The following is a 16,783-nucleotide window of genomic DNA, read 5'->3' as shown; positions in this document are numbered from 1 at the left end:
ATTCAGTAGAAGGTTGACCATGTGATGCAGGTGTATTGCTTGAACTGTGTTTCAGAAAGCTTCTTTGAATCGATGTATTACATGCGTAAATTATGCATGAATTCTAAAAATCGGGGTATAAATATCGATCAAATAGGATCGCTTTTTAGTTGTGAAAGATATTTATTAATCACTTGAAAAATAACTTAAATCCCCGTTTAATTAATTCCAACAATAATAGTTGGAATTTGAGGGTTTTTTTTATGCAGGTTCAAGTCGTTTCTAAAGCTAATTGGAATAGTCATTTATTAAAAGAATATTCAGAAAAAATAGGATTGAATGAAAATTCTGTTGTTCTGGTAGATGTAAATGTTGAAGATATAGAAAAAATTGAATATTTAAATAATCAAGTAATAATTACTTTAAAAAATGGCGAAAAAATAATAATTGAAAATTTTAATGCAGAAGAAAGCTCATTAGTTTTTAGAAATGAACAATCAGAGTTGTTTTTATTTGATTTTGAAACACTTGACTATAATCCAATAGATAAAATAGAACCCTTATTATATGGCCAGTCAGAAAGTTCATTTATTAGTATTTGGCCGATTGCTGGAGCAATAGCGGGTGCCGCAATTTTAGGGAGTGTTGCTGCAAGTTCTGGTTCTAGCAAGTCTGGTGATAATTTTATAAGTGATAAAGATACTCTGGCACCTGCAGTGCCGGAAGTGACTCTAAATGCAGCAGGTACTCAGGTTACCGGTAAAGCAGAACCAGGTTCAACCGTAGAAGTGAAAGACCTTTCAGGCCAGGTGATTGGTTCGGGTGTTGCGGATCAAAATGGTAACTTTGTGATTGATTTGGATCGTCCATTAATCGATGGTGAAAAAGCCACGGTGACTGCACGAGATGAAGCGGGCAATACTTCAAAACCGGCTGAAATTGAAGGTGGTCAAACAGGATCTCCTGGAGACACAGGTGCCACAGGCTCTACAGGTGCTACGGGTGCTACTGGTGCCACAGGCGATACAGGTGCCACAGGTTCTACTGGCGCAACGGGCGATGTAGGTGCTACGGGTTCTACTGGTGCAACGGGCGACACCGGCGCTACAGGTTCTACTGGTGCAACGGGTGATACCGGCGCTACTGGCGATACAGGTGCTACAGGCGCAACTGGCGATACAGGTGCCACAGGTTCTACTGGCGATACAGGTGCTACAGGCGCAACTGGCGATACAGGTGCCACAGGTTCTACAGGCGCAACGGGCGATACAGGCGCAACTGGTTCTACAGGTGACACGGGTGCTACAGGTTCTACTGGTGCAACGGGTGCTACCGGCGCAACGGGCGATACCGGTGCAACAGGTGCCACAGGCGATACAGGTGCAACTGGCGATACAGGTGCTACCGGCGCAACGGGCGATACAGGTGCCACAGGTGCTACAGGTGCCACAGGCGACACGGGTGCTACGGGTTCTACAGGTGATACCGGCGCTACTGGTGCAACGGGCGACACCGGCGCTACAGGTTCTACTGGCGCAACGGGCGATACAGGTGCAACTGGCGATACAGGTGCCACAGGTTCTACCGGCGCAACTGGCGACACGGGTGCTACCGGCGATACAGGTGCCACAGGTTCTACAGGCGATACAGGCGATACAGGCGCTACCGGCGACACGGGTGCTACCGGCGCAACGGGTGCTACCGGCTCTACAGGTGCCACAGGCGATATCGGTGCTACTGGCGATACAGGTGCAACAGGTTCTACTGGTGCAACAGGTTCTACTGGTGCAACTGGCGACACAGGTGCAACGGGCGATACAGGTGCTACTGGCGCAACAGGTTCTACAGGTGATACCGGCGCTACTGGCGCAACGGGTGCTACAGGCGATACAGGTGCAACGGGTGATACCGGCGATACAGGTGCCACAGGCGCAACAGGTTCTACAGGCGCTACGGGTTCTACCGGTTCTACTGGTGCAACGGGCGACACGGGTGCAACGGGCGCAACTGGCGCAACGGGTTCTACAGGCGATACAGGTGCAACAGGTTCTACAGGTGCCACAGGTTCTACTGGTGCAACGGGCGATACAGGTTCTACCGGTGCAACTGGCGATACAGGTGCAACAGGTTCTACTGGTGCAACAGGTTCTACTGGTGCAACTGGCGATACTGGCGCAACAGGTGCTACAGGTGCTACGGGTGCTACCGGTGATACAGGTGCCACAGGCGCTACAGGCGATACCGGCGCAACGGGTGCCACAGGCGATGTAGGTGCAACGGGTGCAACTGGCGATACAGGTGCTACAGGTTCTACCGGTGCAACGGGCGATACAGGCGCAACTGGTTCTACAGGTGACACGGGTGCTACCGGCGATACAGGTGCTACAGGTGCTACAGGTGATACCGGCGCTACAGGTTCTACTGGTGCAACGGGTGATACCGGCGCTACTGGCGATACAGGTGCTACAGGCGCAACTGGCGACACGGGTGCTACAGGAGAAAGTTCACTCGCTGACCTCATTAAAAAGATAACACTGCTTGATGATGCAAACAGTTCAGCCGATTTAGACACAAGAGAAGTGGGAGCCGATGGTTTAACAAGCATTCGCATCGAACTCAACGATGCCACTGCAAATAATCTTGTTGCTGGCAATGTGGTCGTTGTAAATGGTCAGCCTCACATATTAACAGCTGCTGATATTGCTGCTGGAGAGATCACTGCTCTTGTTGCTGTACAACCTGGTACGAATGCAATTGTAGTGGAAGTGACCAATAGCAAAGGACAAGTTGAACGGGACATAACAGTTGTTGACGTTGTAAGTTCTGACTTAACTGGAAATGTCTCTGTGGTCGAAGATACTAACGCTGATCAAGTTCTTAATGCTTCTGAAAAACCCGCTGATAATTTGATTGATGTAAAAGTTAATCTGGGTCAAGACATTCAAGAGGGTGACACAGTTGAAATTAACGGCATTGTTAAACCGGTCACTTCGGCAGATATTAGCCTAGGTTATGTGATTATTGAAAACGTAGGTCCTATTAAAGAAGACCAAAACATTTTCAATGCTATTGTGAAAGATTCTGCTGCTAAGGTAATCGAAGAAAAAGCGATTACAGTGACTGTAGACACCAAGCCTGCAGAATTGATTGACGGTATTAAGCTGATCGCAGACCAAAACGCAGATGGTGTTTTAAATGCTAAAGAGTTGGCTGCAAATACCACCTCTACACAAATTGAAATTAGTTTAGGTCGTGATGCTAAAGCTGGCGATACCATTTCACTGAATGGCATTAATTATATTGTAACTGCAAACGACTGGTTGGCAGGCAAGGTCATTACCAATGTAGCCATAGCTGAAAATGCCAATACGATCATTGCCAAAATGACAGATGCACAAGGCAATATCGACCAGGCTCAACTGGACTTTAGCGTTGATACTCAAGCCACAGATTTAGTGGGCACCATTCAATTACTTGATGATGTGAGTCCTGCGGATGGTGCAATTAACAAAGCTGAGCTGGGTGCCGATAACCGTATCGATATCGCCATTCCATTAACCAGTGCCAATAAACCGGGTGATGTGATTAATGTAAATGGCGACAATTACGTGCTTAAACAGTCAGATATTGATGCTGGCAAACTTGATGTATCTATTGCAGTACGTGAAGGTCAAAATGATATTACTGTCAAAGCAACAGATACAGAAGGTAATGTCGATAGCTCAGCACTCAGCTTTCTGGTAGATACGCAAACAGTTAATCCGGTGATTACTGCCATTAGCACTACAGGTGGCGGTAATTATGCTGCTGATAAAGCCATTAATGCCGATGAACTGGCTAATCCGGTGATTCTTAATGGAACAGCAGAGCCAAACTCAAAAGTAGTGGTTGCTATTGAAGGTTTGAACACGCCATATACTGTAACTACAGGCCCAACAGGTGAATGGAGTGTAACGTTAACGACTTCAGATTTGGCAACATTAAATAGCTATCAACAACAACAGGCTGATAGTTCTCTAGATATTGAAATCACGGCAACGGATACAGTGGGCAATGTTAGTGCAACTGTTTACGATAATTCGATCCTGCTTGATAGTACTGCGCCGGTCGTTGCTATTAGCGTAAATGCAGATGGTGTAGTTGAACTTACATCTACAGAACCATTATTTAAACTGGATAATGGTGTGGTCACAGCAGCAAGCCTGCAAGATATTGCAGATCGGTTAGACAGCGATCAAGGTAAATTTATTGTCGTGACACCAACTGGAAATGCACAGCCATATATTCAGTTTGTTCCAATGGATCCAAATAGTGCTATCGATCCGGCTACAGTAGATTTGGCAAATGTTGATTTCTACGGCCCTGTAACGGTAACCCTGCCACAAGGTACATTTACCGATCAGGTGGGTAATGCCAATGCTGCTGCACAAAGTACAATAAGTACAGTTGATTTAAGTTTGCCTCCAACCTTAACCATCACTTCTGATAGTTATGTTGTAAATGCAGCTGATAGCTCAACTTTGATTAGCTTTAAATTCTCTGAATTGGTCAGCGGTTTTGATGTTAATGATGTTCATGTCACTGGCGGAAGCTTGTCTAATTTACGTCAGGATGTAAATAACCCTGAAATTTATACTGCGGTATTTACACCAGATGCCGGCAATAATGTGGCAGGGAAAATTACTGTAGATCCGGGTGCATTTAGCAGTACGACTACAGGAAAAACCAACGATACGGCTGCTTCGCTTGCAGGACCGGGTGTCATTACCGGTGATGTAATTGCACCGCCAAAGGTCGAGTTGAGCCTGGCTGAGGATACAACTGCGGCAACAGCTGGTTCAGCATTCAATGATCAAAAGCAAGATGGTATTACCAAAAATCCAACGATTCAGGTGACTGGTCTAGAACCAAATCTTGGCTGGCAGTATTCAACTGATGGTGGAAATACTTGGCAGACTGGTGCAGCAGCAGGTGATCCAGCAACAACCGGCAGCTTCGATTTACCAGCACAAGGCCAGTATAAGGCGGGTGATATCCAGGTACGTCAGTATGACGGTAGCGCTGCCGGTAATGACAACACTACCATTAGTAAGTTTAATAAAGCGGTGACTTTGGATAGCACAGGCCCTACAGTGACTATTAGCAGCATTGCAGATGGGAACGGTATTGATGAAGGCGAGCGCGCCTTTGGTTATACGGTTAAAGGTTCTACAGATCCAAATGCAATAGTGACAGTGACGATTACAGGTGCAAGTGGTACACCGCATACAGCAAATGTAACTGCCGATGCAACTGGTGCCTGGAGTTATAAAGTGCCAGGCAATGCTGTGACTTATCCTGCAGCAGGTAGTAATGTCACTATCACGGCTATGGCTAAAGATGAAGCAGGGAATGTTTCAACCGTCCCAGATATAGGCACAGCAACTATTACAAAGGTTCCAACATATAATGTAGTTCAAGGAAATGTGACGGCAAAAATTGCTGTGGTCGCTGGGGACGATGTAATTAATGCTGCGGAAAAAGCAAACCTTACATTCCATGGTAGCTCAAATATCACAACGAACTATGTGAAAATTTATAAGGTTGGAGAGTCAACTGCACTAATCAGCAAGACCATTACCGCTGGTGCAGGTGATCAATGGTCAACGAGTCTAACAGCAGGTGAATTAACATCATTGGCTGATGGAGAGTACCGTATAGAAATAGCGGGTATAAGTGGAGTTGCTGTTGATACACGTACATTTACTGTAGATACAAGTATCGCTAAACCAACCTTTACCATTACAGATGATGCCAATCAAAATATCCTGACCGATAAAGCTGGATATAGTAACGATGCTACTCCTACGTGGTCTGGCAAGACTGAACCGGGAGCTATCGTAGAAGTTAAAATTGGTGATGTTTCCTACGGCGCTGTAAAAGCAGACAGTAATGGTGATTGGAGTATTACGGCAGAACAGCCAATTCCTGATGCAAGCCATACAGTAACTGTACAAGTCACTGATGCTGCAGGTAATAAAAACTCAGACACACATAGTTTAATTGTAGATACCGTAGCACCAGAGCTGAGCATTGACCAGCCAGTAGCAGTCGATGACATTCTCACTGCCGTTGAACTACAACAAGGTATAACGATTAGTGGTACAGCGGAAGGTGCAGAAGATGGTCAGATCGTTAAAGTCACGGTTAATGGTCTAGGCCCTGTAGATGCGACAGTCACCAATGGTCAATGGAGTGTGAATGTTCCAGCGACCTTACTGGATGATATAACTTGGACTGATAATACCCAGGTCACAATTACTGCAAATGTTACTGACAAGGCAGGTAATGCAGCGAAACCTGAAAGTCTTGAATTACACTATAAAAACAATGATTTGGATAAAGCAGGTTCAATTGTTGAATTTAGTGAAAATGATTTGCTGCTGGCTGCAAATGCCAATACGGGTCTAAGCTATACAGGTCAGTTTGCAACACCAGGTAGCAATTATACTCAGGTTTATCTGGAGCAGCCTGCAACGCCATTAACTTCCCAAGGTTTAGACGTATTGTGGGAACACAATAACAATGGTGACCTGATTGGTTATGTCAATAAAACAGTGAATGGACAAGTTGTAAAAGCTGAGGTCGTGGTTGTCTCTATTGACGACAACGGCAACTACAGCGTGAACCTGAAACAAGCCATTGGTCATGGCCTAGAGGGCAGTACGCTAGATGATGCCTTGGCCTTTGATATTCGTATGAATTTTGCCAATGATCGTGGTGATGTATCTGCATCGCAATACATTACGGTAAAAATGACAGATGACCAGCCAACGGCCAAAGCGAGCGAAACTTATAATCTCACCAATAGTTATGAGGTTACAGGGAATGTCTTTGTTGAATATGTCACTCAACCTGACAGCACTGTAACAACCAAGGTTTATGGCTATGGTGCAGATGACGGCTTTGTCAAATCTGTCACTGTGTCTGGTGTGGAATTTGTCTTCGATCCTAAAGAGAACACGGTTACGCAGAATGGTTCATCTACTGAAATTATTAGCTATGCCTATAACTATAAAGGCCTAGCTGGTGGTGAATTGATGGTAACGACCTTGTCTGGTGAAACCATTACAGTTGATCTGACTACAGGTGAATATCATTATTCGGTATTTGAGGCAGCTCCAGGCACTTATAACCAGCCAGAGCCTGTATCAGTCTCATTGGGCGGTCAGTCAAATAGCTTGCTCGGTACGGTTGGTCTAAATGTTGCCGGACTGATTGAGCTGCAAAATAACCAGTTGTTCTCGGTGTCAGGCCAAGGGATGCACTCGGTAGAAGTCAGCATTTGGGCAGTAGATGTTGGTGGCTTATTGGGTACGGTATTAGGCAATTCTAAAGAGTTACTGTTTAATGCAAAACTGGCAACCGAGCTGGGCTTAAAAGTGGTGTCACAAAAGGCAACTCTAGGCTTGGTACCTATGAAGCTCACCATTACCAATCTGGATGGTACAGAAATTAATAACTTGGATTCGCTCAAAGTAAATCAGTTATTACAGACGGTAACAGTCGATGGCGGTGCTTTGGGTGGCATTCTGGATTTATCCGTCTTGCCAACCGTGAACATTGTGGCAAAAAATAGCATGGGTGCCACATTGGCCTCAAAAGGCAATACAGAACTTGCCAATGTCGGTCTTTTAGGTGACCTGCTTTCAGGCGAAAAAGCTTCCACAGTCATTGTTGATGATGGATCACGTAGTTCGGAACTTCGTCCAATCGACAATAATTTATCCTATTCAATTTATGGTCTGGGCGGTAATGACCTGATTCAGGGTGGTAATGCCAATGACATTCTGTATGGTGGTTCAGGCAATGACACTATTGTTGGTGGTGCGGGTAACGACCTCATTGTTGGTGGTCAGGGCAATGACATCCTGACAGGTGGTGAAGGTTCAGATATCTTCCGTTGGGAGAAAAACGATTATCTGAATGGCTTTAACGCAGCAGAAGATCGTATTACCGACTTCGATATTCGTCCTGTAACCCTGGGCGGGGATGTGTTGGATTTCTCAAATCTGCTTGTGGGTGCGGGTCGCTTTGGTTTTAGTGCTGGTAATTTAATGAATTACTTGCACTTCGCTTACGATGCAAGCACCAATCAAACCATTATCTACATCAGCAAAGATGGTCTGTTTACAGGTGGTTTCAGCGCAGACTTGCATATGTCGAGTGTTAATCAGGTGATTAAACTGGATAATGTGAATTTGTTACAGCAGGGAGAGGGTACTTATGCAGCTCAATTCAATTCTGATTATGAAGTCATTAATTCACTGATTGCCAATGGTAAATTAATTACCAATGCCATCAATGCTACGTCTAGCAGTACGGTAACTGATGTCAATATTGTGGTTCAGGATAACGATGGCGATACGGCAAGCACTGATCTGAAATTCGATACCACGAATTTAACGGATGTGTCATTTAATCCAAATAATCAGGCGCCGCTCATCTTTGGTAAGGACACCTCATTATTAGGTTTGGTGGGTCTGGATGTTTTAGGGCTGATTGATCTGGGTGCTCAAGATATCTATGTGGTTGATCCGAATAATGACTTACGTCAAGTCACCTTGAGCTTTGAACAAATCTTGGGTGTAAATGTGACTAAACCAACATTTACATATTCGAGCAAACTGGCTGCAGAGCTAGGCCTTAAAGCTGAAATTTCAATCACTACAGGGGTATTAAATCTGATTGCACCGACTGTCAGTTTAACTATTAGCAGTGCAAATGGTTTACAGCCAAACATCAGTAATGCGGCAATTAACCAATTCCTGGCAACAGTGAAATTCACCACGGAAGATGCTGCACTTGGCATTGTCGATGGTAATTTGTTGTCACTTGACTTGCTCAATAACATCAAAGTAACGGCAACAGACAGTCAAAATATTTCTACAACAGAATCATTGGGTAAATTACTGGATCTCAGTCTGATTACCCAGGATTCCAGCTTAAATTCAGGCTTGAATTTAGTGGAAGGTGATAATGCTGCTAACCGCCTTGATGCTTCGAGTTCAGCTAAATCTGCAATAATCTATGGCTATGATGGGGATGATAACCTTATTGGCAGTCGTTATAACGACACCATTTATGGTGGTCGCGGTAATGATACGATTAATGCGGGTGCGGGTAATGACTATGTATCTGGTGGAGACGGCAACGACATCATCTATGGGGGTGCTGGAAATGACTACTTATTGGGTGGCCAAGGGAATGACATCCTCTATGGCGGTACTGGTTCCAATACCCTCAAGGGTGGTGCTGGAAATGATGAGTTCCACAGTCAAGCCGGAGGTCGTGATACGGTGATTTATGATTTGCTGATTGCAAATGATGCAACCGGTGGTCACGGATCGGATAGCTGGTATGGATTCCAAGAGGGTAATACACAGTTTAATGCGGATGCAGACATAATTGATATTTCTGAATTATTGGGTGAATTTGATCGTAGTAACTACGATCATCTATTGATTGATAATGGAGATATCACTGGTGCGCAGAACTATTTAGGCCAATTTGTGAACGTACAGAAAGTTGGAGATGATACGGTGATCAGTATTGACCGAGATGGTAAAAAGTATGATGCCAGCAACAAGCTGATTCCTGATGATTACCCAACGAACACGCCTCTGTTGACCTTGAAAAATGTCGATACCAGTCTGGAAGAGTTATTGCATAACAATCAGCTATTGTTTTAATCTGTTCTAGTTTAAAAAAACCGTTTCATTTATGAAGCGGTTTTTTATTGGAAAATTCTAATAATTAATGAAATATTAAGCGATTAATGTAGTAAAATTAAACACAAATTTAGTACCAATATTTGATTTTTAAATGAACATTAATATTGGTAATTAGAAATTTAAAAATTAAAGTTATTAGGGTAGTAGTAATAAATATGGCATCTATTTGTTTAAATATGATTGTAAAAAATGAAAGTCATATTATAGAAAAAACCTTGGAAAATATTTGTCAGCACGTTGAATTAGCATATTGGGTTATTTCTGATACAGGGTCGACAGATAATACTGTAGAACTCATTGAGAGTTTTTTTAAAAAGAAAAATATAACAGGTGAAATTATTCATGAGCGATGGCTGAACTTTGGTCATAACCGTGATGTTGCATTAAAAGCATGTCAGGGTAAAAGTGATTATATTTTATTTTTTGATGCTGATGACCATTTTAAGGGTGAATTGAACCTGCCGGTTTTAGATAAAGACGCTTATTATTTAAAAATGACCAATGAAGGCAGTGCGGTAAAATACCAGCGACAATTACTTATTAAAAATAATGGAAAACATTATTGGCGAGGCGTCCTGCACGAATTTTTAGGCACTAAAGAGCCTGTAGAAACCGCACATATTGAGGGAGATTATACGGTCATTTCTGGCCGTAAGGGACATCGTAGTCTGGATCCCGATAAGTATTTAAAAGATGCACAAATTCTGGAAAAAGCAATTCAAGATCAAGTCGATCCTGATTTAATCGCCCGTTATTCATTTTACTGTGCGCAATCTTATCGAGATGCTGCAAAGTCTGAACAAGCTATTGAATGGTATAAAAAAAGAACTGAACTTGGAGATTGGGATCAGGAAATCTACTTTAGTTTTTTGCAGTTAGGACTGCTTTATGAGAAAAAAAACCAAATTATGGAAGCACTCTATTATTGGCAACGTGGCGTGAGTATCGATCCTGCACGTGCTGAATGTTGGTATCATCTTGCTCGACGACATAACTGGGATAAACATTATGATTTAGCATTATGTTTTGCAGAAAAAGCCCAGAAACTGTCTTTACCAAAAGGTAATAAGTTATTCTTAAATAATGATATTTATCAATATTGGTGTCATTATGAAGTATGTATTAATGCATTTAAATTAGATCAAAAAAATATTGCATATCAGGCATTCAAGCAGCTTTTGAAAACTGCTTCGGCAGGTCTGGTACAGCGGGTAATTCATCAGTTAAACGATTATCAAACTTTAATTAAAAAAGATACTTATTCTGAGGTTCAAAATTTAATTCAGTGTTTAAACCGTCTTGGTTTTGAAGAACAGGTACAAGCAATTCAACAATTCTCTTAATGATTATCCATACTAGGTGCTATGGCTTAAAGCAAGCTTATGTCGCCTAGTATACAGGATAAGTAATTTTCTAATAGCGAAGCAAAATGGAAAATATCATGAGTTTACAGCAGCTCTATGAAATATTGAAAACCAACTTTCTAGCTTTGAAGCATGTTGAACGTGTCAATATTTTTCAAAATGAAGTGGTGTATTTAGATATTAAAACGGATACATTTTTTATTGCTTTAGATATTAATATTGAACTGGATATTTTTCTGGTATGTAGAAATCAGCAAAGCCGGAAATTTATGAGCCAATATTTTAATTATCCTTTTAGAGATAAGACAAAAATTGTTGCTCAAAACCGGTCTTTGATTGAGTGTTTTGCAATTACAGTTAAAGACAATATTGTACAAATTATTCATCAATTAATTGACCAGTTATTGGCGTACAAGCAGGATCATCAGTATTTATTGAATAACTTGAATTCTAATGTATTTCAACTTAATCAAGAAATGAAGTTAAAACGATTACATGATGTTTGTATGGATATGGCTTCTAGTTATCGCAATAGGTTTTTATCAATACGTGAAACTTTAATTGCGATTAAAGAACAGCAACTCAGTGTTGCTCGTTTTGGCGATGGTGAAATCCGTTGCATGGTAACCAACACGGGGTGTATTTTCCAAAAGCATGATTGGAAACTCATGCAGGAATTAAGAGATATTAGTTTACAGAATAATGATTTAATGGTGTGTTATCCAGGTCTACTCATTGAAGATGCATTTTGGAATAATTTTTGGGCTGAATTTTGGCCTAAGTGTAAATTTTATTTAAATCAGAATCGTTTAGGCGATTCTATGATTACCAGACCTGAAGCATTCTATTTTTATGGTCAACAGATTGTAGATTTATGGAAAGCAATTTGGTGCGATAAGAAAGTCTGTTTTGTCACAGGGGAAAATTCACGTTTGAATGCGAACCATTCTATATTTTCTAATATTCAAAGTGCAGAATATATTTTCTCTAAAAATAATAATGCTTATGCTTTTATTGATGATATTTTTCAGAAATGTATTGAGAAAAAAAAATGTGGATATGTTTCTAATTGCACTGGGCCCCACAGGAACAGTTCTTTCCGCAAGATTACATCAATATGGCCTAAGAGGACTGGATGTCGGTCATTTAAATAATAGTTATGATACTGTGTTTTTAAATAAAGTCAGACCAGAGCAAATAGATTTTTTAAAAAATTAATAAACAGTTTTATTAATTGTCTAACGAGTTATCAAGTATGAAAAAACGTCGTATATTATTTATGGGTTGTTCAGTATTTATTTGCAATTTGACATTCGCTCAAACTTTAAATACTCAGCACGGTAATACACCAAGTTTAGAGCCTTTAAAAGGACGTTATGCTTTGGATTGTTCCAAAGAAAAAGCGCATGACTTGTCTTATGCCATTTCAAACCAGAGTATTTTTCGCTTAATTTCTGCTAAGAAAAAGCACGCTTTATTTAAATCAATGGAGCAAAAAAGTGCAAAGTCTTTTAATGATTATCAATATTTAATGACAGCTAAATATCAAGGTTTTACGGTGGATTTTTACCAGAAAGATCAGCAAAACTATGCACGTGTTTCTAATACCAGTGCCAGCAATTTCTTTGGTCCAAAAACCGATAAAATGTTGATACAGTGCAAGACAGAACTTAAAGCCTAATATTTAAAAAGACCAGCAACCGCTGGTCTTTTTTATGCTTCATAAAAATATTCAGAAGAAAAAGGCATGAAAACTTTATGAAAAATAATGCTTAGGTTAAGATGAGCCATCATTTGTAAAAGCATTTTAGAAGACCTATGCAACCATTTGTTCTATACAATTCAGAGCAACGTAAAAAAGTTGAATTTGTTCCACGTAAAGAAGGACATATCGACATGTATGTGTGCGGTATGACAGTTTATGATTACTGTCATATTGGGCATGCTCGAGTCATGGTTGCATTCGACTACATTATCCGTTTCCTGCGCAGTCAGGGTTGGAACGTGAAATACGTTCGAAATATCACCGACATCGATGACAAAATTATTGCCCGTGCCAATGAAAATGGCGAAAGCATTACTGCATTAACTGATCGCTTTATTAAAGCCATGAATGAAGATGCCGAAAATCTGGGTTGTTTGCATCCAGATGAAGCGCCTCGTGCGACGGATTATATTGACCAGATGCAAAACATGATTGGTAACCTGGTCAATAACGGCACGGCTTATCCATCTGCAAATGGCGATGTTTATTTCCAGGTGGAAAAATTTGCCAAATATGGCCGTCTTTCTGGGCGTAAGCTTGAAGATATGCAGGCTGGTGCATCTGAACGCGTTGATGTTGAAGTAGAAAAGAAACATCCCTTTGACTTTGTACTGTGGAAACACGCCAAGGAAAACGAACCTTCTTGGGCTTCGCCTTGGGGCAATGGCCGTCCGGGCTGGCATATTGAATGTTCAGCCATGTCGACCTGCTGCCTGGGCAACCATTTTGATATTCACGGTGGTGGTTCAGATTTAACTTTCCCGCATCACGAAAATGAAATTGCGCAATCGGAAGCATCAACTGGTGAACAGTATGTCAATTACTGGATGCACGTCGGCTTTATTAATGTCGATGGCGAAAAAATGTCGAAGTCTTTAGGTAACTTCTTCACCATTCGCGATGTAATGGATAAGTTTCATCCTGAAGTGATCCGTTTCTTTATTGTTTCTTCGCATTATCGTAGTCCGGTCAACTTCTCTGATACTGCTTTAAAAGAAGCAAAGAACACCCTTTCCCGTTTCTATCATTCATTTAAAGCGTATCAACAAGCTTATGGTGAAAGAACAGTAGATCGTTTAGATGATGCTTTGGTTGAACGTTTTAATGCAGCCATGCGTGATGATTTCAATACTGCAGAAGCGATTGCCGTATTGTTTGAAATCAACAAAGAGCTCAACCGTGCAGTGAAAGATGAAAACCAAGAACAGGCAGAGGTTTATTATTCAACTTTACGTCACCTCACCAATATTCTGGGTCTGGTTCAGCATAATGTAGATGACTTTTTGAAGTCGGATATTGGTCAGGAAGCATTAGGTTTAACTGAAGAACAAATTGAAGATTTGATTCAACAACGTAAAGATGCGAAAAAGGCCAAAGAATTTGCCAAAGCGGATGAAATTCGCCAGTCGTTACTCGATCAAGGGGTAGTTCTGGAAGATACGCGTCAAGGCACCATTTGGCGTCGTGCTGATTAATTAAACATTTGGAAGCATAAAGAGTTGACAGTTGAATGAAACTCTCTATAATTCACTTCCATATTGCGGGAATAGCTCAGTTGGTAGAGCATAACCTTGCCAAGGTTGGGGTCGGGAGTTCGAGTCTCCTTTCCCGCTCCAGAATACGAAAAGCCCTAGTCGAAAGATTAGGGTTTTTTTATGGGCTGTAAAAATAAAATACTAAATTAGAATTGAACCACATGATTTAAATATGAATATTCAATGTCATTAATTATGGCTTAAGATGGCGCATTGCAAATAAAAATAAACAGCGATGGACGGAGAAATAAAAATTGAGCAACCAGAAGATTTCTGCCGATATTAATAATGAAAAAACGATCAGTTGTACAGCAGACCCACTAGTTGCGATGCTTTATGATGATGACTTTAGCTGCTATGTAGATTTACGTGGAGGATTAGCTGTAGTTATTGCTGGCGGTGGTGCTTATTTAAGTTGTGGTTTACTTGAAAAAGTATTAGCAAGTACTCAAACCAAGCGCATATTGCCTGATGATAAAAATAACCCTGAAGTACAGTTTTTTGCACAATTAAGACCGACCTTTGATCATTATTGTGCTGATGTTTATACCATTGAAGTAGAGCATAATCACACTTACTTTATAGGGGATGAGGGAATTTGGGTACACCAATAATCCGAATTTTTCAGAATGAGCACAGCATAGATACACTTGCTTTATCAAACCATAATTTCTGCACATTTCATGAAATCTTATACATATTAAAACGTGGCATTTGCATAGATATGATAAAATTGCGAAAATTATTTTTTGCTAGACTGAGTCAACTCTATATAGAGTTAAGGTAAACCTACTTTGAACCCACCAAATATGCCAAATCAAATAGACTTTCAAAAAGTCGCATTAGAAACTTTGCGTATAGAAGAACAAGCGCTAGAAATATTGGCGACGCAAATTGATGAACGTTTTAGCCGTACATGTGAAATTATTTTGCAGTGCCGAGGGCGTTTAGTCATTACCGGTATGGGGAAGTCAGGGCATATTGGCCGTAAAATGGCAGCAACTTTTGCCTCTACAGGTACGCCATCATTCTTTATGCATCCGGGTGAAGCCGGACATGGCGACCTAGGCATGCTGGTTCCTGGTGATGTACTCATTGCTATTTCAAATTCGGGCAAGAGCGACGAAATCATGATGCTCATGCCATTAATCAAACGCTTGGAAATCCCATTAATTACCATTAGTGGGGATGACAAAGGACCTATGCCGCAAAATGCAGATGTGGCTTTAACTTTGGGAAATATTCAGGAAGCATGTCCACTGGGTCTGGCGCCGACCTCAAGTACCACTGCAACTTTGGCTTTAGGCGATGCCTTGGCGGTTGCCTTACTTGATGCGCGTGGCTTTACTGCCGATGATTTTGCCCTGTCTCATCCTGCCGGGGCTTTGGGCAAACGTTTGTTGCTACATGTAAAACACATCATGCATACAGGCGCAGAATTGCCAAAAGTATCTCCAGATACACCAATGAATCAGGTTTTATACGAAATTTCAAATAAACGCCTAGGTTTAACCACAATTGTGGATCAAAATGACGTTCTATTGGGTATTTTCACCGACGGAGATTTGCGTCGCCTAATTGATAAGCAACAGGGTTTTGATGTGAACTTGGCAGTTGCTGAAGTCATGACTAAAAATCCTTTAACCATTTCGCAAGAAGCACGTGCTGTTGAAGCTTTAGAGCGAATGAATGAAAAGAAAATCAATCAATTTGTAGTAGTAGATAGTGTAAATAAGGTCATTGGTGTGATTAGCATGCATGATCTGATTCAAGCTGGGGTAAATTAATAAATGGCATCTTATATTTTATTGGAACAGGCGCGTCATGTTGAGGCCTTGGTTCTTGATGTCGACGGGATTCTGAGTGATGGTTTTGTGACCCTGACCAATACTGGTGATGAAATCAAGTCCTTTGATATTCGTGACGGTTTGGGCATGAAACTTGTACAGAAAGCAGGTGTGAAAGTCATTATTATTACTGGACGTAAAAGTAATATTGTGGAAAAGCGCATGTCTGACTTAGGTGTAGACCTGGTTTTTCAGGGCCGAGAAGATAAAGGTGTGGCATTACGCGAAGCCTGTGCTCAATTGAATGTTGCTCCAGAAGATTGTTTGTATATGGGCGATGATTGGCCTGATCTTTCGGCATTTGCCATTGCAGGCATGAAAGTGACGGTACCTAATGGTCATGTAGAAGTTCGACGCCGTGCAGATCTGGTCACTCAGGCCATGGGCGGTCGTGGTGCAGTGCGTGAAATCTGTGACATGATTTTAATGGCCAAAGGAGCTTATGAAGAGCTTCTTGAAAAATATACCGCTGTCCCACATTAATGATTAAATAATCCATTGAATTTGAGTTAAGTACCAC

The 16,783-nt window shown here is 41.5% G+C and carries 8 protein-coding genes, 1 tRNA gene and 1 pseudogene; all 10 read left to right on the top strand.

The window, feature by feature from the left end:
• The first annotated feature begins 242 nt into the window (after positions 1-242).
• The 10 genes and pseudogenes from B9T26_RS00910 (at position 243) to B9T26_RS00870 (ending at position 16,746) form a co-directional block, all read left to right on the top strand.
• Positions 243-9,710, top strand: coding sequence for an Ig-like domain-containing protein (locus B9T26_RS00910; RefSeq protein ID WP_086197939.1), 9,468 nt, complete (start codon positions 243-245; stop codon positions 9,708-9,710).
• Between the two features lie 197 nt (positions 9,711-9,907).
• Entirely contained in the window at positions 9,908-11,095 is a 1,188-nt protein-coding gene (locus tag B9T26_RS00905) for a glycosyltransferase (RefSeq protein ID WP_086197938.1), read from the top strand.
• Between the two features lie 86 nt (positions 11,096-11,181).
• Positions 11,182-12,156, top strand: a pseudogene (locus tag B9T26_RS15880) (GT-D fold domain-containing glycosyltransferase); the annotation flags it as partial.
• Positions 12,053-12,334, top strand: coding sequence for a GT-D fold domain-containing glycosyltransferase (locus tag B9T26_RS15930; protein ID WP_413772750.1), 282 nt, complete (start codon positions 12,053-12,055; stop codon positions 12,332-12,334). The pseudogene B9T26_RS15880 and the gene B9T26_RS15930, both read left to right, overlap by 104 nt.
• 37 nt (positions 12,335-12,371) lie before the next feature.
• Positions 12,372-12,797 (top strand): hypothetical protein, encoded by a 426-nt coding sequence (locus B9T26_RS00895; protein WP_143222981.1) that lies wholly within the window; start codon positions 12,372-12,374, stop codon positions 12,795-12,797.
• 137 nt (positions 12,798-12,934) lie between these two features.
• Positions 12,935-14,356: a cysteine--tRNA ligase gene (gene cysS, locus B9T26_RS00890; protein ID WP_086197935.1), complete on the top strand. Its 1,422-nt coding sequence runs from the start codon at positions 12,935-12,937 to the stop codon at positions 14,354-14,356.
• 65 nt (positions 14,357-14,421) lie between these two features.
• Positions 14,422-14,497 (top strand) — tRNA-Gly (locus B9T26_RS00885).
• 173 nt (positions 14,498-14,670) lie between these two features.
• Positions 14,671-15,030: a hypothetical protein gene (locus tag B9T26_RS00880; protein ID WP_086197934.1), complete on the top strand. Its 360-nt coding sequence runs from the start codon at positions 14,671-14,673 to the stop codon at positions 15,028-15,030.
• Between the two features lie 195 nt (positions 15,031-15,225).
• Positions 15,226-16,203 carry a KpsF/GutQ family sugar-phosphate isomerase gene (locus B9T26_RS00875; RefSeq protein WP_086197933.1) on the top strand — a complete coding sequence of 326 codons (978 nt, stop codon included), beginning with the start codon at positions 15,226-15,228 and terminating at the stop codon, positions 16,201-16,203.
• A 3-nt stretch (positions 16,204-16,206) separates the two neighbouring features.
• Complete coding sequence (locus B9T26_RS00870) at positions 16,207-16,746, top strand: KdsC family phosphatase (RefSeq protein ID WP_086197932.1); 540 nt, start codon at positions 16,207-16,209, stop codon at positions 16,744-16,746.
• Positions 16,747-16,783 lie beyond the last annotated feature (37 nt).

It is taken from the genome of Acinetobacter sp. ANC 4169, assembly GCF_002135355.1.
GTDB lineage: Bacteria > Pseudomonadota > Gammaproteobacteria > Pseudomonadales > Moraxellaceae > Acinetobacter.
The sequence above is the reverse complement of the archived record's forward strand: the minus strand, read 5'-3'. Positions and strand labels throughout refer to the sequence as shown.

Bases quoted from the DNA above. Each gene is read 5' to 3' on its own strand.
- B9T26_RS00905 (WP_086197938.1), top strand. From the start codon at position 9,908: ATGGCATCTATTTGTTTAAATATGATTGTAAAAAATGAAAGTCATATT.
- B9T26_RS00875 (WP_086197933.1), top strand. From the start codon at position 15,226: ATGCCAAATCAAATAGACTTTCAAAAAGTCGCATTAGAAACTTTGCGT.
- B9T26_RS00910 (WP_086197939.1), top strand. From the start codon at position 243: ATGCAGGTTCAAGTCGTTTCTAAAGCTAATTGGAATAGTCATTTATTA.
- B9T26_RS00870 (WP_086197932.1), top strand. From the start codon at position 16,207: ATGGCATCTTATATTTTATTGGAACAGGCGCGTCATGTTGAGGCCTTG.
- B9T26_RS15930 (WP_413772750.1), top strand. From the start codon at position 12,053: ATGCGAACCATTCTATATTTTCTAATATTCAAAGTGCAGAATATATTT.
- B9T26_RS00895 (WP_143222981.1), top strand. From the start codon at position 12,372: ATGAAAAAACGTCGTATATTATTTATGGGTTGTTCAGTATTTATTTGC.
- cysS (WP_086197935.1), top strand. From the start codon at position 12,935: ATGCAACCATTTGTTCTATACAATTCAGAGCAACGTAAAAAAGTTGAA.